Below are 25606 nucleotides of genomic sequence, written 5' to 3' on the forward strand. Positions count from 1 at the left end.
ACGCCGCCCCACATTTGGACCAAAACCTGGCTTCGAGCGCGCCCCGAGCGACATTTCGCACACATGTCGCGGGGTGGAGGCGATCAGGACGCGGGAGCGACCGTGACAGGGGTGCCCGAGAGCGCGAGGTGCACTCGCTCCCCCGGAACCGGATTCTCGCGCGCGCCGTGCTGCACGGCAAGCTCGGAACCGTCGGACAAGCGCACGCGGGTGCGGCGCAGCGCGCCGAGGAAGCTCGTGGTCAGCACCTCGGCGGGCAGTCCGTCGGCGGCGAGCAGCAGGTCCTCCGGGCGGAGGTAGGCGGTCACGGGTCCGTCGGCGACCGACGCGACCGTCGGCACCGTCTGGCCGAGCACTTCCAGCCGGCCCGCCGTGACCACGCCGGGGACGCGGTTCGTGAGCCCGACGAACTCGGCGACGAACGCCGTCGCCGGCCGGTGGTACAGCTCCTCGGGCGTGCCGATCTGCTCGATCGCCCCCGCCCGCATCACGGCGACGCGGTCGGCGACCGCGAGCGCCTCCTCCTGGTCGTGCGTCACGAAGAAGGTGGTGATGCCGAGCTCGGTCTGGATGCGGCGGATCTCCTCCCGGAGCTGCACCCGCACCTTGGCGTCGAGCGCGGACAGCGGCTCGTCGAGGAGCAGGACGCGCGGCTCGGTGACCAGGGCCCGCGCCAGCGCCACGCGCTGCTGCTGGCCGCCGGAGAGCTGGTGCGCGTACCGGTCGGCGTGGTGGTCGAGGCCGACCAGCGCGAGCGCCTCGGCGGCACGCCGCCGCCGCTCGGCTGCCGGGACCCGGCGCATCCGCAGCCCGAACTCCACGTTCTGACCCGAGGTCAGGTGCGGGAACAGCGAGTACGACTGGAACACCATCCCCAGGTCGCGGCGGCTTGTCGGCTCGTCCGTGACATCCCGGCCGTCGATGAGGATGCGGCCGGAGTCGACGCGCTCGAGACCCGCGAGCGAGCGCAGCGCGGTGGTCTTGCCGCAGCCGCTCGGGCCGAGCAGGGCGATGAACTCACCGGGCTCGGCCTCCAGCGAGAAGCCGGCGAGGCCGGCGCCCCCGCCGAAGTCGCGGACGAGGCCGTCGAGGGCGACGGTCGATCCGACCCGGGGTGCGGTTTCCAATGCGGACATGACTAGCCTTTCGCGGCGCGTCGCCGGGCGCTGACCACCCGGTCGACGACGAAGAGGAGGATGAACGCGAACACCAGCGCCAGCAGCGCGAAGATGACCGCGACGAACGGGTCGGACTGCGAGACCAGCAGCAGCGAGGTCTGCAGATTCACCCGGCTGAGGAGCGACGCGATGGTGAATTCACCGAGCACCACCGCGACCGACAGTGCGGACGCAGCGAGGATGCCGCGGCGCAGGTTCGGCACCAGCACCCGCCAGAACACCGTCCCCCAGCTCGCGCCGAGGGAGCGGGCGGCCTCGCTGAGCGTCACCAGGTCCACCGCGGCGACGTTGCTCTGGATCGCGCGGTACGCGAACGGCAGCACGGTGATGCCGTAGGCGAAGGCCAGCGTCCAGGCGCCGGAGCCGAAGATCTGCGTGACGACCGCGTACGTCGGCGCGAGTCCGACGACCATCACGATCGCCGGGATCATGATCGGCAGCAGGCACACGCCCTCCAGCAGCCGGCGCAGCTGCGGGAATCGCAGCTCCACGAGCACGATGGTCGGCAGCAGCACGAGCAGCACGATCGCCACCGTCACCACCGCGAGCACGAGCGAGTTGCCGAGACCCTGGTAGATGCGGTCGTAGCGCGTGGTCTCGCCGCCGAACACGGTGGCCCAGCGGTCGAAGCTGTAGACGCCGGGCTTGGCGGTGCGGAGCGTGAACTCCAGCATCGAGAACAGCGGGATGAGGAAGAACGCCCCGAGGATCACCCAGATGACCGTGCGGACGATCGGGCCGGGGCCGAGCCGCAGCGGTTGCGCGCGCCGGCTCATCGCTGCCACCGCGCCGTCCGCCGCACGAGAGCCGAGTAGGCGAGCATGACGACGATCATCACGACGAGCATCCCGAGCGCCATCGATCCCGCGAGGTTCGCGCGGCCGAGCACCGTCTCGGAGATGAGCGCCTGGCGGATCTGCAGCGAGACGATGTTGTTCGCCTGACCGACGAGCGCCGCCGCGGTGGCGTACGACGAGAAGGCGTTCGCGAACAGCAGGAGGAGGCTGCCGAGGAACGACGGCAGCAGGATGGGGCCGCCGACGCGCGTCCAGTACGTCCAGCGGCTGCCGCCGAGGGTCGCGGTCGCCTCCAGCCACTGCGGGCGAAGGCCCTCCAGCGCAGGCAGGAAGGTGATCACCATGAGCGGGATCTGGAAGTACAGGTAGGGCAGGATGAGCCCGGGCACCGTGTAGAGCCACACGCCGTTCTCGTAGATGTTGATGTGGAACTGGTTGCGCAGCAGCACGGTCACCAGGCCCTGGGCACCGATCGTCGCGATGAAGGCGAAGGCGAGCATGACGCCGCCGAACTGGGCGAGCACGCTGCTGGCGGAGTCCACCAGCGAGCGGGCGACGCCTCCAGGACGGGACTGCAGCATCGCGAAGCAGAGCGCCGCCCCGGCGATCGCGCCGACGATCGCGGTCACCGCGGACAGCCAGAACGCGCCGAAGAAGGAGCCGGCGATGGCCGGCTCGGCGAGTCCCGTGATGTTCGACCACGTGAAGCGGCCGTTCTCGTCGAGGAAGCCGCTGCCGACGGCGACGAGCGTGGGGATGGCGAGGAAGACGACGACGTAGAAGGCGAAGGGGGTCAGGCCGAAGACGGCCGCACCGCCCCGCCGGCGTCGGCGGCCCGCCGTGGACGACGGCTGCCGCCGGGAGTCACGCGAGGCGACCCCGGCGGCAGCGGCATCGACCGCGGGAGCCGCGGCGATGGTCTCGGTCATCAGCCGACCGCGTTGGCCCACTTGGCGTTCAGCAGCGTTCCCGCGTCCGTCGCCTGCTTGTCGGTCATGACGGCGACCTCGTCGAGCTTGCCGGGGAACTCCGCGGTGTCGAGCGTTCCGGCCTTCTCCATGGCGTTCACGCGGGCCGGGTAGGCGCCGCCCTTGAGCCAGGCGTTCTGGGCGGCGTCGCTGTAGAGGTACTCCTCCCAGAGGCGCGCGGCAGCCGGGTGCGGGGCGTCCTTGTTGATGGCCTGGTTGTAGTAGCCGACGTACGCGGTGCCGGGGAGGACGACGTACTTCCAGTCGATCCCGCCCGACTTGATGGTGTCGGAGGTGGTGTAGCCCTTCTGGTTGAACGACCAGTCGAGCAGCACCGGGGTCTCACCGGAGGCGATCGTGTTCGGCTTGCCGTCGGCGGCGTTCCAGTTGCCGGCCTTCTTGAGCTTGGTGAACCAGTCGATGCCGGGGGTCAGATCGTCCAGCGTCCCGCCGTTCTGCAGGGTGGCGTACGCGACGGCGCCGGCCGCGGCGGCCGCCTGGGTCGGGTTGCCGTTCAGCGCGACGGCGCCCTTGAACTCCGGCTTCAGCAGGTCGTCGAAGCTCTTCGGTGCGGTCTTGATCTTGTTGGCGTCGTAGCCGACCGCCATGACGCCGTAATAGCCGACCTTCCAGAGGCCGTCCTTCTCCTTCTGGTCGTCGGGGATGTCGGCGAAGCCGGTCGGCTTGTACGGCGCGAAGTACTCGGTGTTCGCGAGCGCCACCGAGGATCCGATGTCGAACGTGTCCGGCGCGGTGTCCTGGCCCTTCAGCTTCTTCGCGGCGTCGATCTCCTCCTGGCTGGACGCGCTGTCCTGGCTCGGGTTGATCGTGATGCCGTACTTCTTGGTGAAGCCGTCGAAGATCTCCTGGTAGTTCGCCCAGTCGCCGGGGGTGGCGATGATGTTGAGGCTGCCCTCCTTCTTGGCGGCGGCGACCAGGGCGTCCATCCCGCCGGCCGACGCGACGTCGGTGGCGGTGGCGACCTTGCTGCTGTCGGTGCTGCTGCCGCTGGCGTCCGCGCCGCCGGAGCAGGCGGCGAGGGACAGGGCGACGACGGTCGCGGCGGCGGCGAGGCCGGCGGCACGAGCGCGCTTGTTGATCACGGATTTTCCTCCAGTGCACGGGTTTGTGGCCGGGTGTTCCACCCGGTTCGCGCTCACGCTAGGGAGGCCGGGCGACCGGCCGCCCAGCGGGCGGTGACGAGTCGGTGAACGGCGGGTGTCGGACGGCACCGCTACGCTCGAGGCGTGGTCGAACAGGTCTCCCCCGCTCTCGCACGCCGCATCGCTCTTGCCGCGCAGGGCTTCGGGCGTCCGCGTCCTGCGACAGTCGGCGTCCGGCAGCTGAACGGTCTCATCGACCGCATCAACCTGCTGCAGATCGATTCGGTGAACGTCTTCGAGCGCAGCCATTACCTGCCGGCGTTCGCACGGCTGGGCGCCTACGACAAGACCCTGCTCGACCGCCTGACGTTCGACGCGCGTGGACCGCACACCGAGTACTGGGCGCACGAGGCCGCCTTCATCCGCAAGGAGGACTGGCCGCTGTTCGAGTGGCGGATGCGGTTCAACCGGGGCCGCTACGGCGCGGAGGGCGGCTGGTTCGACAGCAACCGGGAGACGGTGGAGTGGCTGCGGCGCGAGCTCGCCGCCAACGGTCCACTCGCCGCGAGTGAGATCGAGCACGACGCCAACACGCGCACCGGTCCGTGGTGGGGCTGGTCGGCGGTGAAGCGCGCGCTCGAGATGCTGTTCCTGATGGGCGAGGTGGCGATCGCCGGCCGCACGCGGTTCCAGCGCCGGTACGCGCTGGTCGAGGACGTGCTCCCGGCGAGCGTGCTCGACGTGTCGTTCGAGACCGAGGACGCCGTCCGCGAGCTGATCCGCCGCTCGGCGGTGGCGCACGGCATCGGGACGGCCAAGGACTTCGCCGACTACTACCGGATCAAGGGGGCGCCCGCCCTCGCCGCCATCCGCGACCTGGAGGACGCCGGCGAGCTCATCCCGGTGCGCGTGCCTGGATGGGAGAGCGCGGGCAAGCCCATCCCCGCGTGGCTGCACCGGGATGCGCGGCGTCCGCGGCGCATCGAGGCGGCCGCGCTGCTCTCCCCGTTCGACCCGGTGGTCTGGTACCGCGATCGCGCTCTGCGGGTGTTCGGATTCCACTACCGCATCGAGATCTACACCCCGGCGCCGCAGCGGGTCTACGGCTACTACTCGCTCCCCATCCTGCTCGACGACGCTCTGGTCGGACGCATCGACCTGAAGAGCGACCGCCAGGCCGGCGTGCTGCGCGTCCAGTCGGCGTGGACCGAGGACGGCGACGGCGGCCGGATCGCGGAGCGCCTCCTCCCACTGCTGGCCGAGACCGCCGCGTGGCAGGGTCTCGGCGCCGTCGAGGTGGCGCCCGGCGCCCGCGGCGACCTGGCACCGCTGCTCGTCACCGCGGGCGTCGGCGGCTGAGGCCCGGCCGACCGGAACTCCGGAGAATCGGGAAGCTGTTCCGGCGTGTCCGACCGGAACTCCGGCAACGGCGCGGTTCGGGGCCGATATCTCCGGATGAAGGGACGCCGCCACACCTCTCGCGGCCTCTGCTGCGCCGGGGGTAGGGTGCGGGCATGACGTCACCGCTGGAGTACCTGAACGCCGACGGCGCCGATGAGGCGGACTTCGAGCAGCCCATGCGCGAGCTGTACGCGTACCGCGACGGCGAACACTGGACGGACGGCATCGTGACCGGGACGAAACGCGCCGACGACGGCCGGGCGCTCGTCCAGTTCGACGGCCGGGTGTGGGTGAGCACCGAGGACGTGCGCGACTCGGACCACTACATCGCGGTGCTGCTCAACCCCGACTCGTCCGTCTACGCCGAGGTGGTCGCGCGGCTCATCGACGGCTCCCCCGCCGACCCGATCCGTGACGTCTCTTTGACCGACGGCACCGCCAATGTCGGGACCGAGTGGCGCCCGCTGGACGAGCCGCGGCGCGGGACGCGCGTGCGGTATCGCTACACCGGCACGGCCGAGCTCGAGCCGGTGGACGCCGACAGCTAGGCCGCGGCGCGCCCGCCCCTGCACCAGCGCCTCCGGAGTTCTTCGCGCAACATTCCGGGCGCAGGCGTGCAGAACTCAGGAACGGATGGCGAACCTGGGCGAGCCAGGTGAGCGGGCCGGGGCGTGGCGGCCTAGAAGCCGGCGCCCATCTTCTCCAGGCGCTCGACCCGCTCCGGGATGGGCGGGTGGGTCGAGAACAGCCGGCTCATCAGGCCCGGCTTCAGCGGCTGGGAGATCCAGAGGTGCGCCATGCTGGTGTTCTGCTTGCGCATCGGCCGACCGTACTGCTCCAGTTTGAGCAGCGCGCTCGCCAGCGCGTCCGGATGACGCGTGGTCATGGCGCCCGTCGCGTCCGCCAGGTACTCGCGCTGCCGGGACACCGCGAGCTGGACGAGCGTGGCGACGAGCGGAGCGACGATCGCCGCGACCAGGCCGAAGACCAGCACCACGGGGTTGCCGCCGTTGTTGTTGCGGTTGTTGCCGCCGAAGAACGCCATCCGCAGGAAGATGTCGGCGATGAGGCCGATCGCCACGGTGAGGCCGAACACGATCATCGAGAGCCGGATGTCGTAGTTGCGCACGTGACCCAGCTCGTGCGCCATGACGCCCTCGAGCTCCGCGTCGGTCATGATGTCGAGCAGCCCGGTGGTGGCGGCGACGGACGCGTGCTTCGGGTCACGCCCGGTCGCGAACGCGTTCGGGGCCGGGTCGTTGATGACGTAGACCGCCGGCATCGGGGTGCCGGTCGTGATCGAGAGGTTCTCGACGACGTTCCAGAGCCGCGGGTTGTCCGCCTTCTGGATGGGAACCGCCCCCGACATGCTCAACGCCTGACTCGACGCCATGAAGTACTGGAACACGGCGTAGACGGTCGCCCCGACCAGCACCCACCCCAGGATCGCGTAGCTGTTGTAGATGACGGAGCCCAGCCATCCGAGCGCACCGATGAGAACCAGGAACAGCAGGATGATGAAGACGGTGTTGCGCTTGTTCCTGGCGATCGCCCTGTACATTGCCGCCCTAGAACTGGACGCGCGGCGGCTCGGCGATCGCCGCCAGGTTGTCGACCTCGAAGAACTCGCGCTCGGTGAAGCCGAGTCGGCGCGCGAACAGGTTGTTCGGGAAGACCTTGATCTTCGTGTTGAACTCGCGCACGCCGCCGTTGTAGAACCGGCGCGACGCCTGGATCTTGTCCTCGGTGTCGACCAGGTCGGCCTGCAGGCGCAGGAAGTTCTGGCTCGCCTGCAGCTGCGGGTACGCCTCCGCCACCGCGAAGATGCTCTTCAGCGCGGTCTGCATGTGGCCCTCGGCCACGGACGCCTCACCCGGCGTCTGCGCGGTCAGCGTCTCCGCGCGCGCCTTGGTGACGGACTCGAAGACGCCCTTCTCGTGCGCTGCGTAACCCTTCACCGTCTCGATGAGGTTCGGGATGAGGTCGGCACGACGCTTCAGCTGCACCGTGATGTCGCTCCACGCCTCGTCCACACGCACCTTGAGCGTGACGAGCGAGTTGTAGGTCGCCCAGAGGTAGATCCCGATGATCGCGACGATCACGACGACGATGATGACCGGAATGAGCCATTCCATTGCAGGAACTCCTTTGGGTGTGCGGGCACGAGTCCGTGCGCAGGATCATCCTAACGGCGGTGGATGCGGCTCCCATTGCCTTCCCATCACACTCAAAGCAAGAGCGCCGGGGATCGACAGGCCGCCCAGGTCCCGGGTGCAGAATGGCAGCGTGAGTGAGCTGGCCGAGCGTCGCCGTCGCGGCCGCCCCCGCAAGGAGCGCGGGGCGGCGTCCGCACGCGGCACGATCGTGCGCGCGGCGGCCGAGGAGTTCGCGGAGCGCGGCTACGAGGCGGCGTCGCTGCGGGCCGTCGCACGGCGAGCGGGCGTCGACGCGGCGCTCGTCCACCACTACTTCGAGGACAAGGCGGATCTGTTCGCGGCGACGCTCGAGGCCCCACTGCGCCCCGACCGCGTCATCGCCGTGATGCTGGGCGCTCCGCGCGACGAGCTCGGGGAGCGCCTCGTCCGCTACCTCTTCACCCAGCTGGAGGACGAGAAGGCCGCGGGCAGGATGGTGCTCATCCTGCGCACGGTGCTCGGCAACTCCGTCGGGACGCGGATGGTGCGGGAGTTCCTCACCCGCGAGGTGTTCGCCCGGCTGGCGTCGGCGACGGACGCCCCGGACGCCGAGCTGCGGGCCGACCTCGCCGCCTCCCAGATCGTGGGCCTGATGATGACCAGGTACGCGCTGCGGCTGGAGCCGATCGCGAGCGCCGACGTGGAGGATCTGGTGCGCCGGGTGGGGCCGGTTCTGCAGTGGCACCTGTTCGGAGATCTTGACGGGCGGTCGGGGCCGGGCGAATAATTCATCACATGATGAATTCGCCGGATGCCGCGGTCGTCATCGACGGACTGCGGGTGCGGCGCGGCCGGCGGACCGTGCTCGACGGGCTGGACCTGCGCATCCCCCGCGGTCAGGTGGTCGGCCTGCTCGGACCGAGCGGTTGCGGCAAGACGACGCTGATGCGGGCGATCGTCGGAGTCCAGCGGATCGCGGGCGGACGGGTGGAGGTGCTCGGTCAGCCGGCCGGGTCGGCGGCGCTGCGGCATCGCGTCGGCTACGTGACGCAAGCGGCGAGCGTCTACGACGACCTCACCGTGCGGCAGAACCTGTCGTACTTCCGCCGGGTGCTCGGCGCCGGGGCCGACGACGTCCAGAGCGCGATCGACGCGACCGACCTCGGCGCGTTCGCCGGCCAGCTCGTCGGCACGCTCTCCGGCGGTCAGCGCAGTCGGGTCTCCCTCGCCGCGGCGCTGCTCGGCTCGCCCGACCTGCTCGTGCTGGACGAGCCGACCGTCGGGCTCGACCCGCTGCTGCGGGTGGAGCTGTGGACCCTGTTCCACCGGCTCGCCGACTCCGGCACCAGCCTGCTGATCTCGAGCCACGTGATGGACGAGGCGACCCGCTGCGACCGGCTGCTGCTGATGCGCGAGGGCGCGATCCTCGCCGACCAGACACCGGAGGGCCTGCTGCGGGAGACCGGGGCCGAGGATGCGGAGGGTGCGTTCATCGCGCTGCTGCGCCGGCACCACGCCCGGCACGCGCTTCCGGATCCCGAGCCGGAACGGACCCCGGAACCGGGCACGGGCACGGGAGCGGATGAGGAGGCCGCCCGATGAACTTCACGCGCACGTTCGGGACGGCGGGACGGGTGCTCACCCAGATCCGCCACGACCCGCGCACGATCGGCCTGCTGGTGGTGGTGCCGAGCCTGCTGATCGGCCTGGTGGCCTGGATCTTCACCGACACCGATGTCTTCGCCACCATCGGTCCGGCGATCGTCGCCCTGTTCCCGTTCATCGTGATGTTCCTCGTCACCAGCATCACGACGCTGCGGGAGCGCCGCACCGGGACCCTCGAGCGGCTGCTGTCGATGCCGCTCGGCAAGGGCGACTTCATCCTCGGCTACACGCTCGCGTTCGGGCTGCTCGCCGTCGTGCAGTCGCTCGTCGCGGTCGGCTTCGCGATCTGGGTGTGCGGGCTGGAGATCAAGGGCGACCCGTGGCTGATGGTGGCGGTCGCGGTGACAGACGCCGTGCTGGGCAGCACCCTCGGCCTGTTCGCCAGCGCGTTCGCCCGCACCGAGTTCCAGGTCGTGCAGTTCATGCCCGTGATCGTGTTCCCGCAGATCCTGCTCGGCGGGATCTTCCTACCGCGCGACCAGCTACCGGACGGCCTGCGGCAGATCAGCGACTGGCTCCCGCTCTCGCACGCGGTGGATGCACTGAACGCCGTGTCGACGAACGCGCACGACGCCGCCTACGTCGGTGGCCAGCTGCTCATCATCGCGGCGTTCGCGATCGGCGCCGTCGTCGTCGGTGCGCTCACCCTGCAGCGCCGCACCGCCTAGCGGGATCCCCGCGCCGGCGACACCCGCGCCTCACGCGCCGAGGATGCGGTTGAGGTAGGCGTTGGCTAAGCGGCGGTCCGGGTCGAGGCGGTCGCGCACCGCGAGGAAGTCGTCGAACCGCGGGTACGCCGTCTGCAGCGAGGCGGCGTCGCGAAAGTGCATCTTGCCCCAGTGCGGCCGGCCTTCGTGCGCCATCATGATCCGCTCCACCGCGGTGAAGTACTCGGTCGGGTCCTCGCGGTAGTAGCGGTGGACGGCGATGTAGCCGGTGTCGCGGCCGTACGCCGTCGACATCCAGTTGTCGTCCGCCGCGGCCGAGCGCACCTCCACCGGGAAGGAGATCCGCCAGCCCTTCCGCTCGATGAGCGCCTTCACCTCGGCGAGCGCCGCGGGCACCGCCGCCCGGGGCAGCGCGTACTCCATCTCGCGGAAGCGCACCGTGCGGTTCGTCACGAAGACCGCGGGCGAGACGTCGGTGAAGTCCCGGTTGCCGGTGAGCCTCTGCGCCAGCCTGCTGAACGGGGGAACGATCGCCGGCGCGGCCGTGCCGAGCGCGCAGACGCCTCGATAGACGCCGTTCGCGAGCAGTTCGTCGTCCACCCAGCGCCCGACCGCCGAGAGCGGCGCCCTCGCCTCCGTCAGCGGAAGCCGGGTGTTCGTCTTCGTCAGCCCGGTCTCGGTGTGCGGGAACCAGTAGAACTCGAAGTGGTCCTCGGCCGCCGAGCGCTCCAGGTAGCCCTCCAGCACCTCCTGCAGCGGCTCGGGACGCTCCACCGCCTTGAGCAGGTACGCCGGGACGCACTGGATGGTCAGGTCGACGATCACGCCGAGGGCGCCGAGACCGAGCCGGGCGGCCGGCAGCAGCTCGGCGTTCTGCGTCTCGTCGATCGTGAGGAGCTCGCCGGATCCGGTGACGATGGTCACCCCGACGATCTGGGTGGCGAGGCCGCCGAACGATCCTCCGGTGCCGTGCGTGCCGGTGGAGGTGGCGCCCGCGATCGTCTGCCGGTCGATGTCGCCCATGTTCTCCAGAGCGAGTCCGTACGGGCGCAGCAGCCGCGGCAGCTGGTGCAGGTGCGTGCCCGCCGCCAGCCGCACCCGGCCGCGCTCGAGGTCGACGTCCAGCACGCCGGACAGCGCCTCCAGATCGAGCTGCACACCGGGGGCCGCGGCGATGCCGGTGAAGCTGTGCCCGGCGCCGACCGCCTTCACGCGCATCCCCTGCTTCGCCGCCGCGGCCACCGCGCGCTGCACGGCCTCGGCCGACGACGGCCGCTCGACGCGCTGCGGGCGGATGGACTCGCTCCTGCCCCAATTGCGCCACACTCCCCCGTTCGCCGTCACAGGAACACCTTCCCGTCGCCGCGATAGCTGAGCGCCGTGCCGACCACCGCCGGCCGCCCGTCCACCGTGTCGACAAGGTGGAACTCGTTCACGTGCTCGCTGAGCTCCCCCGACTTGGTGTGCCGCAGCCAGACCCGGTCGCCCACACGCAGGATGCCCGCGGCAGCTCCCGTGAGCGGCGTCTGCACCTCGCCGGCCATCTCCCGCTCCACCATCGACAGGCCGGTCGGCCAGGCAAGCCTCGGGAGGCGGTCGGGCCCGGGCGGGCCGGACGCGATCCAGCCGCCGCCGAGCAGGGTCGCCGTGCGCTCGTCCGGCCGCCGGACGACCGACAGCGCGAAGGACGCGGCGGGCGCGGGGCGGAAGCCGCGGTAGGTGTCGAAGAGGTGACCGCCGAAGAGCCCGCTGCCCGCGGCGATCTCGGTGACGGACGGGTCGGAGGCGGTGAACTCGAGCGAGCCGGTGCCGCCGCCGTTGACGAACTCCAGCTCCGCGAGCGAGCGCACGCCCGCGACGGCGGCGCCCCGGCGCTCGATCAGCTCCTCGCGCGAGCTCTTCTGCATCCAGCGCAGGGTCGCGCCCCAGGCGGGACGACCGGGAGGATTGTCGCCCTGCCCGGCGATCTGCGCCTCGTAGCCCATCATCCCGACCAGCGCGAAGCCCGGCCGCCGAACGATCGCCTCGGCGACCTCCCGGGCGGCCTGCGCCGTGTGCACGGGCGAGCGGTACACGCCGATGTGGCCGAGCACGGGCGCGTTCCACGAGGAGTCGAGCTCGAGGCAGACCCGGATCGTCTCGCGCTCCGCCGGCGGGACGACCGCGTCGATCAGGTCGAGGTGTGCGACGGAGTCGACCATGAGCGTCACCCGGGCCGCGAGCTCCGGTGAGCGGGACAGGCGGGCGATGGCCGCGCGGTCGGCGGTCGGGTAACCGACGACGACATCCTCGATCGCGGGATGCTCCGCGTCGCCCTCCGCCAGCCAGAGCGCCTCGGGCAGCGTGTAGGCGAGAACGCCGGCGTAGCCCGGCAGCGCGAGCACCGCATCCAGCACCGAGCGCACGCGCACCGACTTGGACGCGACCCGGATCGGCTTGCCCGGCTTCGCGGTCGTCCCGCCGGCGCGCCGGAGCATGTCGTGCGCGTTGTGGCGCAGCGCAGGCAGGTGCAGGACCGCCAGCGGCGGGTCGAGCCTGGCCGTCGCCGCGCTCAGCGCGGGCCAGAACACGTCGGGGGTCGTCCACGTCCGCTCGGCCGGGGCCGGCCTCGTCGTCAGATCCATCAGCGCACCGCTTTCACTCGGGCGACCGCGAGCGCACCCGCGAACGCGAAGACTCCGGAGAGCACGAAGAGGCCCATGAACCCGCCGAGCGCGGCGACGATGCCCGCGCCGAACAGCGGTGCCATCGCCTGCGGAACGGCCGTGGCGATGTTCATGATGCCGAGGTCCTTGCCGCGGCTCTCCGGGTCGGGCAGCACCTGGGTCGCGAGGGCCTGGTCGACGGAGAGGAAGCAGCCGTAGCCGAGGCCGAGGAGGCCGGCCGCCACCATGGCGACCGACAACTCGGGCACGAAGGCGAGCAGCAGGGCGGCGACGCCCTGCAGCGCGGAGGAGACGAACACGAAGGCCTTCCGCCGGCCGAGCCGGTCGGAGAGCCGCCCGAACAGCAGGGACGCGACGATCACGAACACCATGTAGACGAGGATCAGCACGAGCAGGTCGTCGTCCGCGTGCGGATCGTGCAGCCCGAACTCCAGGAAGTAGAGCAGCAGCGAGGTGCCGAACGCGTTGCCGAAGTTCACGAGCACGCGGCTCAGCAGCGTCCAGCCGAAGTCGGGATGCTGCCGCGGGCTGATCCAGAGCCCCTCGATCACACCACGGGCCGTCATCCGCTCGCGCAGCTCCTTCGGCAGCACCGCGTCCGGGAGGAACAGGAACGGCAGCACCAGGACGAGGAGCAGGACCGCCATCGCCGTGTAGCCGATCAGCGCGCCGACGAAGACGTAGGTGACCAGCGAGACGCCGAGGATGATGCCGATGGCCTGCGGTGCGCTGATCCAGCCGGAGACGTAGCCGCGCTGGCCGACCGGCACCTGGTCGGAGATGGTCGCGGTGAGGGCGGCCGTGAGCACGCAGAAGCCGGTGAGCGCCAGGGACCAGAACACCCCGATCCCCACCATGCTCGTCTGCAGGCCGAGCAGCACGAGCGAGACGGCGAACAGCACAGCCCCGCCGGCGATCCACGGGCGCCTGCGGCCGAACCGGCTCGTCGTGCGGTCGGACAGCGCGCCGGTGAGCGGGTAGGCGACGATGGCGCACACCCCCGAGATCCCCGACACGATCCCGAAGGCGACCACGTTCTGCACCCAGTCGTCGGTGTGCAGCTGCTTCTGCACCTGGTCGGGCAGGAGCTTCTGGATGGGCGCGAGCTGCGCCATCCAGATGCCGAGCCAGGCGACCGCGAAGGCGGCGATCCAGGGGCCGGGCACGCGCCGGGTGGGTTCGGCGAAGACCGCCGGGGTGGATGTGTTCGTCATCGGGTACCTGCGATCTCGGGAACGGAGGGGACGGCGAGCGCCGCGAGGGCGTCCGCTGCGAAGTCCATCGCCCGGGCGGCGGCCGCGTCGTCGCGGGTGACCAGCCAGGCGACGGTGATGCCGTCGGTGAGGGCGACCAGGATGCGTGCGACCTCGCCGGGCGGACGCGTCCACGCGTGCCCGGTGATGGCAGCGGCGTCGGCGGCCGCGCGCTCGGCAACCTCGTAGTAGCGCGCGTACTGACGGCGCGCGAGCTGTTCGAAGCCGGGCTCGCGCAGGGCCCACTGGGTCAGCTCGAACATCGCCTTCTCGCGCTCCGGGTCGGCGCGGACGCCGTCGAAGTAGTGCTGCAGGCCGGATCGGATCGCCGAGCGGATGCCGTCGGGCGGATTCCCGCCCGCGAACGCCGGCGCGAGGTCGGACTGCTCGCCGGCGACGGCGGCGTCGATCAGCTCGACCATGAGCTCGTCCCTGGACGCGAAGACGTAGTGGAAGCTTGCCAGCGGCATCCCGGCCTCTGCTGAGATCCGGCGCGTCGTCGCTGCGGCCACACCGTCCCTGGCGACCACGCGGAGGGCGGCCTGGACGAGGGCGGTGCGACGTTCTGCGGGCGGGATGCGCGTCATCGGGGGCTCCTCGTGGAGTCTCGCGCAGCGTCGCGCGAGAAGTGGGACAGTTGACCCAGTTGTCAGTATGCCGTAAATCCGGCCTATCGGTTTGACACGGGCCGGTGCCGACCCCTGGAATGGGGTGGAATGCGGGTATTTCTGTCGGACGTGTCTCCACCAGTCCGGTCGCGGGGGGCGACCGGACCGATCGTCGGTGCCATCGCCGCTCTCCTGCTCGCCGCCGCGTCCATCGCGGGGCTCGCCCCACCGGCCTCGGCGGCATCCCCCGGCGACACGGGCGCATCGCCCCCGGCATCGAGCGCGTCGCCCCCGGCATCGAGCGCATCCCGCAGCACAGGCACCTCCGGCACCAGCAGCACAGGCACCAGCAGCAGCAGCAGCACAGCGTCCCTCAGCAGCACCGCACTCCCGACCAGTGCCAGCACCTCCTCTCCGGCAGAACGTCCGGCCGAGTCGGACACACCGACCCCGACTCCGACCCCGGATCCGCCGCGCCTCCGCGACCTCCCGTCCGGTCTCGTGACCTCCTTCCCGGTCGTCGTCAGCGGGTCCGCGCGCGCGGGCGAGGTGCTCGACGTCTCCGGCGGGTCCAGCGACAGCGCCGCCAGCAGTTGCTCGGTCACGGCCGACGCGAGCGGTGACTGGTCCTGCTCGCTGCGCAGACTCCCCGACGGACCAGGCGTGCCGATCCGCGTCGAGTCGCGGACCACCGGACTCGCGGACACCGGGCGTGTCGACGTGCTCTCGCCCCCCGTGATCACCACCACCGACGGCGGCTCCACCGGCGGGGGCCTGCGCGGCACCGCCTACCCCGGAGCCACCGTGACGGTCACCGCGGAGAACGGCCGCTCGTGCAGCTTCCCGGCGGACGGCAGCGGCGCCTGGGGATGCGTGATCCCCGGCATCGGCGACGGCAGGCACACCGTGACCGCGACACAGGTCGCGCCGTTCTCGAGAACCCGGTCCGGCCGCAGCGCCCCGGTGCACGTCGTGGTGGACACGACGGCGCCGGGCGCTCCCACGATCACCGCCCCGGCGCCCGGGGCGAGCGTCGGCGCCGGACACGCCATCGGCTTCGGGGGCAGCGCGGAGCCCGGCGGGCAGGTGACCGTCTACGCGAGCACCACGCGCGGGACGACGGTCGCCTGCACCGCGACCGTCCCCGCATCACGGGCGTGGTCCTGCCAGGGCGCCCTGGACGCCGGCAGTTACGTCGCGTCCGCACTGGAACGGGACGCGGCCGGCAACGTGAGCGCCGGCAGCAACACCGTCGCGGTGACGGTGGAGACGCCGACGGCCATGGCGCCCCCGGCCACCCCGACGCCCGCACCGACCCCGACGCCGTCGCCCTCTCACGCGGCCCCCGCCGCGCCGAGCGCGCCAGCCAGCCCCGGGCCGCCCCGTCCGGGCGCGAAGAGCTGGACGGACACGCCGTTCACCGTCGCGTCCGCTCCCGCGGTGACCGCCGCATCCGTCCCGGGATGGCTGCGCTCGATCGCGCTCGCCGTCGCCGCGCTGCTGCTGCTGATGCTGCCCGCCCGGCTGCTCGCCGCGGCCCTCACCCGCGACCGCTCCGCCGATCCGGCACGCCCATCCGCGCGCTCCAGCCTGTTCGGGCGCAACCGGTCCCGGGCGGAGCTCGGCGAGGCGGACGCGCTCCTCGGCCGACGGATCGCCGGCGAGGATCCGGCCGATGGCGGGACCGTGGCAGGCGTCGCCGGACAGCCCGTCTGGCTCGCGCCGGTGGTCGGCGTCATCGCAGCGGCGCTCGTCACCCTCTCCACCTCGGTCCAGGACGCGGGCGCCTACGTGCGCCTGCTGATCGCCCTCGCGATCGCCGTCTGCGGCGTCAACGCGGTGTGGGTGCTCGCGGCCCGCGGAACAGCCAGGCACAACGGCATCACGCCGCCCCGGCCGGTGGTGCGCCCGGTGCTCCTCATCGTGGTCGCGGCGACCGCGCTCGGCTCCCGCCTGATCGGGCTCGAACCGGCGCTGCTGTTCGGGATCGTCCTGGGCGTGATGCTGCCCGAGGGCACCGACCGGGTCGTCCGCGGACGCGTCGCCGCGGTCCAGGTCTCCGCGGTCGCCGCCCTCGGCGTGCTCGCCTGGCTGACCGTCGGCGTGCTCCCCGCCCCGAGCGGTGCGGTCTCCGCCTTCTTCGTCGAGCTGGCGAACGCGGTGGCGCTTGTCGGCATCGGCTCCACCGCCGTCGCCCTGCTGCCGGTCGGCGGCCTCGCCGGCCGGGCCGTGTTCCAGTGGTCGCGGCCGATCTGGCTGGGGCTCAGCCTGGTCGTGTACACGGTGCTGTTCGCGCTGCTGCTGCCCGTCGCGTCCCTCGCCACGACCGGAGCCGGCGGGCTCGTCGTCGGGCTGCTCGCGCTCGGCTTCGCGGTGATGTGCGTGTGCGTGTGGCTGTGGGAGCGCTACGTGGAGCCCGCCCGCTGACGCGCGCCGCCTCCCGCGGCCTCACGCCACGGACTCAGACCGCGTCGACGTAGAACCAGTCGCGTCCCTCGCGCACGAACCGGGAGGTCTCGTGCAGCGATCCGCGCTCGTCGCCCTTGTAGTACGCGGTGAAGGCCACCACTCCATCCGTGTCGAACGGACCCCCGCGCTCGGTCCGTTCGATGTCGAGGCGGTACCAGCGCAGTCCCGGCTCCAGCTCCAGCTCCTCGGGGCGCGTGCCGGGGTGCCAGCTGCGCAGCAGGTAGGCCGCGTCGCCGAGCGCGAACGCGCTGAACCGGGAGCGCATCAACCGTTCGGCGGTCGGCGCGGGGGCGCCCGCGTGGAGCGGCCCGCAGCAGGCGTCGTACGTCTCGCCGCTCAGGCACGGACAGCGCAGGGTGGTCACCGCACGAGTGTAGATGACCCGGCCGGTGCCTGCGTCGGGGGATCTCGGGCACCGGCCGGGTCGGAGGACACCTCACCAGAAAGGGTGTCGGAGACCAGTGTGCACGCGGAGGGTGTGCGGTGGCTTCGGGTGCTCTGAAGGTGTTCTCAGTGCGCGTCACGAAGCGGCGTCGACGACGCAGAAGCGGTTGCCGTCCGGGTCGGCGAGGACGACGTAGTCGGCGTCCTCCTCGTAGTCCCAGTCCACCCGCTCCGCGCCGAGCGCGAGCAGCCGCGCGACCTCGTCGGCCTGCACGTCGGCATAGAGGTCGAGGTGGTGCCGCGGCGCCGGGTTCGCCTCGCTGCCGACGAGCTTCAGCGCCAGTTGCGGCCCCTCCCCCGTCTCCGGGACGAGGATCGCCCAGTCGACGTCCGGCTCGCGCAACGGCCGGTAGCCGAGCGCCGCGGACCAGAACGCGATGGCGCGCGGCAGCTCCCGCACTCCCCACACGATGGAACCGATACGGATCATCAGCCCAGGATCCGCCGCTCCCGGCGCCCACGCAACAGGCGCCGCGGGGGCCGCGGGGCGTGTACCGTTGAAGCATGGAAGGCTTCCTCATCGGTTTCATCTGGCTCGTGATCGTCGTCGGCGGCATCTCGGCGGTCGCCGCTGTCGTCCAGATGGCGAAGTCGCCGTACCGCGACCGGTAACGGATTCACCGCCGGCCCCCATAGCCCAATTGGCAGAGGCAGGCGACTTAAAATCGCCCGAGTGTGGGTTCGAGTCCCACTGGGGGTACCACGCACCGCACCCACGGCCGGCCCGGGCGTGTAAGCTGGGTGAAGTCCCGAGGGCGTCCCGTCGTCCTCTTCGACCGTCCACACGCGTTTTCCGCTATCGACCGCACCCGGTCGTCACCGGAACGATCTCCCATCGGGGGCAGCGTGCCGGAGCGCCGAACACCGATGTCGGCGTCCCGTCCGGCATGGCGACCCCGCCCGAACTTTTCTCCGTCCGCGAGCACACCGCCGCGGCACTGCAGCCTCCACGAAGGCGAAACGAATCAGCATTTCAGCACACCATCCACCGGCCGCGCTCACCTGGCGCCAGGCCGACGACACCGTCTGGGTGGCAACGGCGGCCGGCGAGTACGCCGGTATGGCCCAGCTCGCCGACGGCGGGTTCCATGTCCTCGACGGCCGCTCGCTTTCGGTCGGCATGGCGCCGACCATCGCCGCGGCCGAGGAACTCCTCCGCCTCGCCCCACCCGTCCACCGCGTCCGTCGCGGTGTCCACAGACGTCCGCGCCGATTCGGGCGCGACGACCGGAGCCGAAATCTCGGTTCCCGAAGAAGAATGAAGGAAGAAACGATGGCACTCGGTACCGTCAAATGGTTCAACTCGGAGAAGGGGTACGGCTTCATCGCCCCGGATGACGGCAGCGCCGACGTCTTCGCCCACTTCAGCGAGATCGCCTCCACCGGTGGTTTCCGCAACCTCGACGAGAACCAGAAGGTCGAATACGACCTCGCCCAGGGCCCCAAGGGTCCGCAGGCAGCGAACATCCGTCCCCTGTGACGGCCTCGGTGCCCGGTCGCAAGGCCGGGCACCGTCTCGTTCGCGGCGCCGCATGGCACCGACGAACACTCAGCAAGCACGCCTACGCTTGCACCATCTCGGGCGATCCGCCCACACCCTCGGCTGGGAAGTCGTACGACACAGCGGAGGAACGATGACCGCAACCATTCTCGGCCCGGTGCGGAGGACCAAACCGCGCACCGAAGGCCGGCCCCCGGTCACGAGCACCTACAACGAGCTGCTCGCCCGGGTCCGCGGCGAGGGGCTCCTGGAGCGCCGCCGCGGCTTCTACATCACCGTCTTCTGCCTGCTCACCGCGGGCCTCGGCGGGGCGATCACGGGCTTCATCCTGCTCGGCGACTCCTGGTTCCAGCTGCTCATCGCCGCAGCGCTCGGCCTCATCTTCACCCAGTTCGCCTTCCTCGGCCACGAGGCGTCGCACCGCCAGGTGTTCGCCTCCGGACCGGTCAACGACCGCGCCGGCCGCCTCATCGCGACCTGGCTGGTCGGCATGAGCTACCAGTGGTGGATGACCAAGCACACCCGCCACCACGCCAACCCGAACACGATCGGCAAGGACCCCGACATCGCCGTCGACACCATCTCCTTCACCGAGGAGGACGCCGCGAAGCGCACCGGGCTGCTCGCGGCGATCACCCGCCGCCAGGGCTACCTGTTCTTCCCGCTCCTCCTGCTGGAGGGCGTCAACCTGCACGTGACCTCGATCCGGTCGCTGCTCTCCCCCGCGCCGGTCGACCACCGCGCCCGCGAGCTGGTCGCCATCGGGCTGCGACTCTCCGTCTACCTGGCCATCGTGTTCCTGATGCTGCCCACCGGGATGGCGTTCGCGTTCCTCGGCGTGCAGCTGGCCGTCTTCGGCGTCTACATGGGCGCCTCGTTCGCCCCGAACCACAAGGGCATGCCCCAGCTCCCCGCCGGCGCGCGCGTGGACTTCCTCAACAAGCAGGTGCTCACCTCGCGCAACATCCGCGGCGGCTGGACGATGAGCGCCCTGATGGGCGGCCTGAACCACCAGATCGAGCACCACCTGTTCCCGAGCATGCCGCGCCCGCACCTGCGCCGGGCCAGGATGCTCGTGCGCGAGCACTGCGCCGCCCACGACATCCCGTACACCGAGACGGGCCTGGTGAACTCATACCGGATCGTCATCCGCTACCTGAACCGCGTCGGGCTTGCCGCGCGGGACCCGTTCGACTGCCCGGCCGCGCAGCAGCTCCGGCGCGCCTGACCCTCGTCGCGGCGGCTCGCGCGGCGTCCGCGCAGCGCGACCGTGAGAGTATCGACGGATGACCGACTCGAGCCCCGGACGCCGCCGCGGCGGCCGCGCCGCCTTCTGGATCGCCGTCGTCTGCGCCGTCGCGGTGGTGGCCGTTGACCAGCTGACGAAGCTGTGGGCGGCGTCCGCGCTCGCCGACGGTCGCACGGTGGATGTGATCGGGTCGCTGATCCGGTTCCAGCTCGCATACAACACGGGCGCCGCGTTCTCGTCGGGCCCCGGGTTCACCTGGGTGTTCGGGATCGTGTCCGGCGTCGTCGCGGCGGCGATCGTCGTCTACGCGTGGCGGGTCACCTCCGTCGCATGGGCGATCGGGCTGGGGGCGCTCCTCGGCGGCGCGATCAGCCACTTCGGCGACCGGCTGCTGCGCGGCTACGTGATCGACTTCATCGACTACGTGAACTGGTTCATCGGCAACGTCGCCGACATCGCGATCGTCCTGAGCGTCGTCTACCTCGGCATCCTCGCCGTGCTGAAGGTTCCGACGGGGCGTTCCGCGGGCCTCCCATCCGACGAGGCCGCCCCGACTGAGCCCCGCAACGGGACGCGTTAGCGTGGAAGGGTGAGCCGCACCCTCGCCTCCCCCGCCGCCTCCGAGCTGGAGGTCCGCAAGAGCCGGTTCCTCGGGCTCGCGGTGCCGGTCGCGGACCGCGAGGCCGCCCTCGCCCAGGTCGCGCGGGTGCGCGCGGAACACCCGGGAGCGACCCACGTCTGCTGGGGTCTACTGGCCGGGGCCACTCCGGGATGTCGGACGACGGCGAGCCGTCGGGGACGGCGGGACGGCCCATCCTGGAGGTGCTGCGGCACCACGAGCTGGACGGCGTGCTCGGCGTCGTCGTGCGCTACTACGGCGGCGTGAAGCTCGGCGCGGGCGGCCTGGTCCGCGCGTACACGGACGCGATCGCGACGGCGCTCGCCGACGCGGAGACCGTCGAGCGGGTGACGGAGGCCACCGTCGTGGTCGAGGCGTCGTACGGCGACGCGGAGCGCGTGCGGCACTGGGCGGCGGAGCAGGGCTACGCCGAGCCGGAGGCGGGCTACAGCGAGACGGTCGTCCTCTCCCTCGTGCTCTCGTGCTCCCGGAGCCGGAGGCCGACCTCGCCGCCGCCGCCATCGCCGACCTGACCCATGGCCGGGCCGTGCTCCGGCGCTGAGCCGCGTCGCAGCGGGGACGCGACATGCCGTGTGGCGCGTGCGGATGCGGCGTGTCGAGTCCCCTCCGACGCATCGCTCGTCCGGCGGATGCACGAAGGCCCGGGCCCCAACGGGGTCCGGGCCTTCGCGACGGCGCACGCTACTTGACCTCTGCGGTCTCTTTCTTGCGGGCCGGAGCCTTCTTCGGCGCCTCGGCCGGAGCGGCCTCGACCGCCGGCTTCGGACGGGAGGCGAACTCCTCGAACACCGCACGCGGCGTCTGGACGGCCTCGAGCGACACGATGTCGCGGCCGAGCCAGAAGTTGTTCCACCAACCCCAGATCACGCGCCACTTGCGCTCCCAGCTCGGCATCGCGAGGCCGTGGTAGCCGCGATGCGCGAGCCAGCCGACGACCCCCTTGATCGCGAGCTTGCCGGACTGCAGCACGCCGATGCCGACGCCGAGGCCGGCGACCGCGCCGAGGCTCTTGTGGTAGTACTGGCGCGGCAGCTCGCCGCGCAGGTCGGCGATCAGGTTCTTCGCGAGCAGCTTGCCCTGGCGGACGGCGTGCTGCGCGTTCGGCACGCAGTAGCCGCCGACGCCGGCGCCGGTGAGGTCGGGGACGGCCGAGACATCGCCGGCGCCCCAGGCGCCCTCGATGATCTCCTCGTCGGTGCCGACGCGGAGGTCGGCGCGCACGCGGAGGCGGCCGCGCTCCTCGATCGGGAGGTCGGTGTGACGGACCACCGTCGGGTTCGCCATGACACCGGCGGTCCAGACGATCAGGTCGGTGTCGAACGACTCACCGGTGGAGAGTTCGATGTGCCCGTCGACCGCGCTGGTGAGCTGGGTCTCCAGGTGGATCTGCGCGCCGCGCTCGGCCAGGTTCTTGATGACCCAGTGGCTGGTCGGCAGCGACACCTCCGGCATGATCCGGCCCATGGCCTCGATCAGGTGGAAGTGCGTGTCGTCGAAGGACAGCTCGGGGTACTTCTTCAGCAGCGAGCTGGCGAACGAGCGCAGCTCGGCGAAGATCTCGATGCCGGCGAAGCCACCGCCGACGACCACGACCGTGAGCAGACGGTCGCGCTCCGGACCGGCGGGCAGGCTCGCCGCCTTGTCGAAGTTCGACAGCATCTTGTCGCGGATGTACACCGCCTCTTCGATGGTCTTCAGGCCGACGGCCTGGTCCGCGACGCCCGGGATCGGGAACGTGCGCGAGACGGCCCCCGCGGTCACCACGACGATGTCGTACGCGAACTCGTACGCCTCGCCGACGAGCGGCTGGATGGTCGCCACCTTGCGCGCGTGGTCGATGTACGTCACGTTCGCGGTGACGATGTTGGTGCTGTTCAGGTGACGACGGTGCGCGACGACCGCGTGACGGGGCTCGATGGAGCCTGCAGCCACCTCAGGAAGGAAGGGCTGGTAGGTCATGTACGGCAGCGGGTCCACCATGGTGACCTCTGCCTCGCCCTTGCGGAGCTGCTTCTCGAGCTTCCACGCGGTATAGAAACCGGCGTATCCGCCTCCGACGATCAGGATTTTGGGCACAGTAATGCGTCTCCTCAACACGAAAGTATGGGGGTTAATCTACCCCCTGCTCCCCGTTCGCCTGAAATGCAGCCACGCACCCACGCCGCCGAGGGCGACGAGGGCCACGAAACCGGAGAACAGAGCCAGCGGGAGCCAGAGGGTCGTGAGGACGCTCCATTGCGGCCAGAAGAACATTCCCCATCGTACATCCCGTTCGGGGCTCAGCTTTCGCGGGGCGGGCGCCGCCTGCGATGCTCCGCCTCCCGGAGCGGGGGCCTGGGTGGCCTCCGCGCGGCGGTGGATATGGATCCACTGGCTCAGATCGCCCATCGGATTGGACGTGGTGTGCGGAACGTCTGCAGTGACCGCGGCCGCCGCATCCAGTAGTCCATAGCCGTATATCGGGCTCGGGACCGTGCCGGCCACCGGCCGGGCCGTGCGGATGATGCGGTTGATGACGTCCGGGGCGGTGAGCTCGGGGTGCGCGGCCCGTACCAGCGCGACCGCGCCCGAGACGAGTGGTGCGGCGCCGCTCGTCCCCGCCCACTGCACGTAGCCCCCGCCGGGACTTGCTCCGACCAGTTGCTCGCTGGGGGCGGAGACGCCGATCGTGATTCCCTGCGACGACGCGTCGAAGCTCGCCTTGCCGGCGCGATCCACCCCCGCCACGGTGAGGACGCCCGGGATGGTCGCCGGAGCGCCGACCTCGCTGGTCCCGCTGCCGCGGTTGCCCGCCGCGGCGACCACGACGACGTCGTGCGAGAACGCGTACTGGAAGGCCTCATCCCAGCTGGTCGGCCAGTCCAGCGTGTTGCGGGTGAGCGACATGTTGATGACGGTCGCGCCCTGGTCGACGGCCCAGTGGATCGCGTCGGCGATCTGGTCGTCGCTGCCGATGGGGCCCATCGCCTTGCCCAGCGCGACCGACGCCGTGAGGATGCTCGCCTCCGGCGCCGCGCCCAGCACGCCGTTGTTCGCGCCCGTGCCCCGACCTGCGAGGAGGGAGGCGACCCAGGTGCCGTGGTCCGCGTCGTCGCCGTCGCCGAGCGGCTTCTGCCCGTTCGCGGCGCCGACGCCCGAGACGTCCGTGCCGCCGACGACGGCTCCCTTGAGGTCAGCCACGCTGCCGTCGACGCCGGTGTCGATCACCGCGACCTTCACGCCGGCGCCCTTGGTCGTGCTCCACGCCTTGGCGAAGCCGTAGTCGTTCAGCCAGTACTCCAGGTCGCGCACCTGGTCTGCGTGCGCGACGGTGACCGGCGCCAGCGCGAGCGCCAGCGCCGTTCCGAATGCGGCGATCCCCCTGCGGACCCGGCTCAGCCGGCGTCGACCTTGCACTCGCACACCTCGGGCGACCAGCCGCCGCGCGCGAGCGCGAGGTCGCCGATCGGGTTCACGCCGGGCCCCGCGGCGAGGGCGTGCGCCGCCAGGGCGTGCAGGCACTTCACCCGGGTGGGCATCCCGCCCGCGGAGACACCGGACAGCTCCTCCACCACCGCGATGGACTCGCGGTCGGCCAGGTACTGCTCGTGGGCGGCGCGGTAGGCGTCGCGCACATCCTCGTCGGCGGCGAGCAGGTCGTTGTACTCCCCCATCACCTGCGTCGCCTCCAGCTGCGACATGGCCGCGGTGGCGGCGGGATGGGTGAGGTAGTAGAACGTCGGGAACGGCGTGCCGTCGTCCAGGCGCGGTGCCGTGGACACGACGGTGGGGCGCCCGCACACGCAGCGCGCGGCGATGCCGACGACATTCCGCGCCGGCCGGCCGAGCTGCTCGCTGACGACCGCGATGTCCTCGTCGGTCACGGGGTCGAAGGGTGGTCTGGTCATCGCTTGCCGCCTGGGGTGGAGGTGGGGGTCGGGGTGGGCGCCGGCGTGCCGCTCAGCTGCTGCGGCGTCGCGTCGGTGAGCCCTGCGCCCATGAACGAGCCGAAGAGCGTGTGGGCCCAGTCGGTCTTGGTCTTCTGCAGCTTGGAGCTGACCGGGGCGTCCGCGTCCTTCGCCGCCGGGGGACGGTCGTCGATCACGAGGTAGCTCACCTCGCCCGGCATCACGTAGTAGAGCCTGTCACGCGCCTGTGCCCGGATGTAGGACGGGTCGTTCCAGCGGGCGCGCTGTTCCTTGAGCGCATCCACCTGGGCGGCGAGCTGGTCGACCGCCTTCTGCTGGTCCGCGATCTGCTGCTGCTGGGCGAAGAACGACTGCGCGGTGGGCGCGAGGATGACGACGGCGAGCACCAGCACGCCCATCATCACGAGCGAGAACGCCGAGAAGTGGATGCCGCGGAGCCAGCGGCCCGTGCCGGACGGTTCCGAGAACGCGGCGGGGACACGCCGCGTCTGCTGCTTCGGCATGGGCCCCTCCCGGCAGTTCGACGGACACGCGGGACCGGTGGGCCCCTCCTCAATCGTAGGCGATGCCCACCGGACGCCTGCCGCCGGGACGGGGTGTCGAGGATGCGCTCAGCCGAGTGCCAGGATGAACGCCAGCCGCACGATCCCGATCAGGGCCAGCGCCGCTCCCCCGATCACGAAGACGGCTCCGACGGCGCGCGCATCCTTCGGCCGGAAGGCGCGGCGCGCATCCCGGTCGGCGAACAGAGCCGCGGCGCGCTCGGGCCGCCGCAGGAGGTACAGCCCGAACACCGCGAACAGCACCGCCAGCGCCAGGAAGAGCACGAGCGGCAGCAGCTCCGGGGGCGGCGCGCCGGTCTCTCGCATCCCCCCATCCTGGCGCACGGGAGACGGCGAGGGGCGAGGCGTCGCGGTCACGACTGGCGTGTCGACCGCAACGCCTCGCCCCTC

General features: G+C 71.4%; 26 protein-coding genes, 1 tRNA gene and 1 pseudogene. 11 read left to right on the forward strand and 17 right to left on the reverse strand.

Going from position 1 to position 25606, the window contains the following annotated elements; genetic code table 11:
• Positions 1–83: 83 nt before the first annotated feature.
• From AAME72_RS00275 to AAME72_RS00290, 4 genes are read right to left on the reverse strand one after another with little or no spacing between them, the layout of a single operon-like run.
• Positions 84–1136, reverse strand: coding sequence for an ABC transporter ATP-binding protein (locus AAME72_RS00275; protein WP_348788264.1), 1053 nt, complete (start codon positions 1134–1136; stop codon positions 84–86).
• A 2-nt stretch (positions 1137–1138) separates the two neighbouring features.
• Positions 1139–1954 carry an ABC transporter permease subunit gene (locus AAME72_RS00280; RefSeq protein ID WP_348790186.1) on the reverse strand — a complete coding sequence of 272 codons (816 nt, stop codon included), beginning with the start codon at positions 1952–1954 and terminating at the stop codon, positions 1139–1141.
• Positions 1951–2925, reverse strand: coding sequence for an ABC transporter permease (locus AAME72_RS00285; RefSeq protein ID WP_348788265.1), 975 nt, complete (start codon positions 2923–2925; stop codon positions 1951–1953). The genes AAME72_RS00280 and AAME72_RS00285 overlap by 4 nt, the downstream gene beginning before the upstream one ends.
• Complete coding sequence (locus AAME72_RS00290) at positions 2904–4046, reverse strand: ABC transporter substrate-binding protein (protein WP_348788266.1); 1143 nt, start codon at positions 4044–4046, stop codon at positions 2904–2906. The genes AAME72_RS00285 and AAME72_RS00290 overlap by 22 nt, the downstream gene beginning before the upstream one ends.
• A gap of 144 nt (positions 4047–4190) precedes the next feature.
• Here AAME72_RS00290 and AAME72_RS00295 point away from each other — a divergent pair, with 144 nt between their 5' ends.
• Complete coding sequence (locus tag AAME72_RS00295) at positions 4191–5405, forward strand: crosslink repair DNA glycosylase YcaQ family protein (protein ID WP_348788267.1); 1215 nt, start codon at positions 4191–4193, stop codon at positions 5403–5405.
• A gap of 155 nt (positions 5406–5560) precedes the next feature.
• Entirely contained in the window at positions 5561–5995 is a 435-nt protein-coding gene (locus tag AAME72_RS00300; RefSeq protein ID WP_348788268.1) for a hypothetical protein, read from the forward strand.
• Between the two features lie 131 nt (positions 5996–6126).
• On the opposite strand, the gene AAME72_RS00305 is transcribed toward AAME72_RS00300, so the two are convergent.
• Both AAME72_RS00305 and AAME72_RS00310 read right to left on the reverse strand, forming a co-directional pair.
• Positions 6127–7008, reverse strand: a complete 882-nt coding sequence (locus AAME72_RS00305; RefSeq protein ID WP_348788269.1) for a M48 family metalloprotease — start codon at positions 7006–7008, stop codon at positions 6127–6129.
• Between the two features lie 7 nt (positions 7009–7015).
• Positions 7016–7582 (reverse strand): LemA family protein, encoded by a 567-nt coding sequence (locus AAME72_RS00310; protein WP_314147013.1) that lies wholly within the window; start codon positions 7580–7582, stop codon positions 7016–7018.
• 151 nt (positions 7583–7733) lie between these two features.
• On the opposite strand from AAME72_RS00310, the gene AAME72_RS00315 reads away from it, so the two are divergent.
• The 3 genes from AAME72_RS00315 to AAME72_RS00325 are packed head-to-tail and all read left to right on the forward strand — an operon-like array spanning position 7734 to position 9915.
• Positions 7734–8369: a TetR family transcriptional regulator gene (locus AAME72_RS00315; protein ID WP_348788270.1), complete on the forward strand. Its 636-nt coding sequence runs from the start codon at positions 7734–7736 to the stop codon at positions 8367–8369.
• A gap of 8 nt (positions 8370–8377) precedes the next feature.
• Entirely contained in the window at positions 8378–9184 is an 807-nt protein-coding gene (locus tag AAME72_RS00320) for an ABC transporter ATP-binding protein (protein ID WP_348788271.1), read from the forward strand.
• Complete coding sequence (locus tag AAME72_RS00325; RefSeq protein ID WP_348788272.1) at positions 9181–9915, forward strand: ABC transporter permease; 735 nt, start codon at positions 9181–9183, stop codon at positions 9913–9915. Before AAME72_RS00320 ends, AAME72_RS00325 begins: the two co-directional genes overlap by 4 nt.
• 30 nt (positions 9916–9945) lie before the next feature.
• Here the strand turns inward: AAME72_RS00325 and AAME72_RS00330 are convergent, their stop codons facing one another.
• Genes AAME72_RS00330 through AAME72_RS00345 form a run of 4 tightly spaced genes read right to left on the reverse strand, consistent with a single transcriptional unit; the run spans position 9946 to position 14421 of the window.
• Entirely contained in the window at positions 9946–11259 is a 1314-nt protein-coding gene (locus AAME72_RS00330; protein ID WP_348788273.1) for a D-arabinono-1,4-lactone oxidase, read from the reverse strand.
• Complete coding sequence (locus tag AAME72_RS00335; protein WP_348788274.1) at positions 11256–12539, reverse strand: amino acid deaminase/aldolase; 1284 nt, start codon at positions 12537–12539, stop codon at positions 11256–11258. The genes AAME72_RS00330 and AAME72_RS00335 overlap by 4 nt, the downstream gene beginning before the upstream one ends.
• Positions 12539–13795, reverse strand: coding sequence for an MFS transporter (locus AAME72_RS00340; protein ID WP_348788275.1), 1257 nt, complete (start codon positions 13793–13795; stop codon positions 12539–12541). The genes AAME72_RS00335 and AAME72_RS00340 overlap by 1 nt, the downstream gene beginning before the upstream one ends.
• Positions 13792–14421 (reverse strand): TetR family transcriptional regulator C-terminal domain-containing protein, encoded by a 630-nt coding sequence (locus AAME72_RS00345; protein WP_348788276.1) that lies wholly within the window; start codon positions 14419–14421, stop codon positions 13792–13794. Before AAME72_RS00345 ends, AAME72_RS00340 begins: the two co-directional genes overlap by 4 nt.
• A gap of 150 nt (positions 14422–14571) precedes the next feature.
• Here AAME72_RS00345 and AAME72_RS00350 point away from each other — a divergent pair, with 150 nt between their 5' ends.
• A complete protein-coding gene (locus AAME72_RS00350; protein ID WP_348788277.1) occupies positions 14572–16869 on the forward strand; it encodes an Ig-like domain-containing protein in 2298 nt (765 codons plus the stop codon).
• Between the two features lie 34 nt (positions 16870–16903).
• On the opposite strand, the gene AAME72_RS00355 is transcribed toward AAME72_RS00350, so the two are convergent.
• Positions 16904–17275 carry a YchJ family metal-binding protein gene (locus tag AAME72_RS00355; RefSeq protein WP_348788278.1) on the reverse strand — a complete coding sequence of 124 codons (372 nt, stop codon included), beginning with the start codon at positions 17273–17275 and terminating at the stop codon, positions 16904–16906.
• Between the two features lie 156 nt (positions 17276–17431).
• Entirely contained in the window at positions 17432–17785 is a 354-nt protein-coding gene (locus tag AAME72_RS00360) for a VOC family protein (RefSeq protein WP_348788279.1), read from the reverse strand.
• Between the two features lie 196 nt (positions 17786–17981).
• Between AAME72_RS00360 and AAME72_RS00365 the strand changes: the two genes are divergently transcribed.
• From AAME72_RS00365 to AAME72_RS00385, 5 genes and pseudogenes are all read left to right on the forward strand, one after another.
• Positions 17982–18058, forward strand: a tRNA-Leu gene (locus tag AAME72_RS00365).
• A 570-nt stretch (positions 18059–18628) separates the two neighbouring features.
• Positions 18629–18835, forward strand: a complete 207-nt coding sequence (locus AAME72_RS00370; protein ID WP_348790187.1) for a cold-shock protein — start codon at positions 18629–18631, stop codon at positions 18833–18835.
• Between the two features lie 154 nt (positions 18836–18989).
• Positions 18990–20084 (forward strand): acyl-CoA desaturase, encoded by a 1095-nt coding sequence (locus AAME72_RS00375; protein ID WP_348788280.1) that lies wholly within the window; start codon positions 18990–18992, stop codon positions 20082–20084.
• Between the two features lie 58 nt (positions 20085–20142).
• Entirely contained in the window at positions 20143–20685 is a 543-nt protein-coding gene (gene lspA, locus AAME72_RS00380) for a signal peptidase II (protein WP_348788281.1), read from the forward strand.
• An 81-nt stretch (positions 20686–20766) separates the two neighbouring features.
• Positions 20767–21257: pseudogene (locus AAME72_RS00385) on the forward strand (YigZ family protein).
• A 169-nt stretch (positions 21258–21426) separates the two neighbouring features.
• Here the strand turns inward: AAME72_RS00385 and AAME72_RS00390 are convergent.
• The 5 genes from AAME72_RS00390 to AAME72_RS00410 form a co-directional block, all read right to left on the reverse strand.
• Positions 21427–22821 (reverse strand): FAD-dependent oxidoreductase, encoded by a 1395-nt coding sequence (locus AAME72_RS00390; protein ID WP_348788282.1) that lies wholly within the window; start codon positions 22819–22821, stop codon positions 21427–21429.
• A 39-nt stretch (positions 22822–22860) separates the two neighbouring features.
• Positions 22861–24141, reverse strand: coding sequence for a S8 family serine peptidase (locus AAME72_RS00395; RefSeq protein ID WP_348788283.1), 1281 nt, complete (start codon positions 24139–24141; stop codon positions 22861–22863).
• Positions 24120–24632, reverse strand: a complete 513-nt coding sequence (locus tag AAME72_RS00400) for a DUF501 domain-containing protein (RefSeq protein ID WP_348788284.1) — start codon at positions 24630–24632, stop codon at positions 24120–24122. Before AAME72_RS00400 ends, AAME72_RS00395 begins: the two co-directional genes overlap by 22 nt.
• A complete protein-coding gene (locus tag AAME72_RS00405; RefSeq protein ID WP_348788285.1) occupies positions 24629–25156 on the reverse strand; it encodes a septum formation initiator family protein in 528 nt (175 codons plus the stop codon). The genes AAME72_RS00400 and AAME72_RS00405 overlap by 4 nt, the downstream gene beginning before the upstream one ends.
• A 108-nt stretch (positions 25157–25264) precedes the next feature.
• Positions 25265–25522 carry a hypothetical protein gene (locus AAME72_RS00410; protein WP_348788286.1) on the reverse strand — a complete coding sequence of 86 codons (258 nt, stop codon included), beginning with the start codon at positions 25520–25522 and terminating at the stop codon, positions 25265–25267.
• Between the last annotated feature and the right edge of the window lie 84 nt (positions 25523–25606).

The organism is Leifsonia sp. NPDC080035 (assembly GCF_040050925.1).
Lineage (GTDB): Bacteria > Actinomycetota > Actinomycetes > Actinomycetales > Microbacteriaceae > Leifsonia.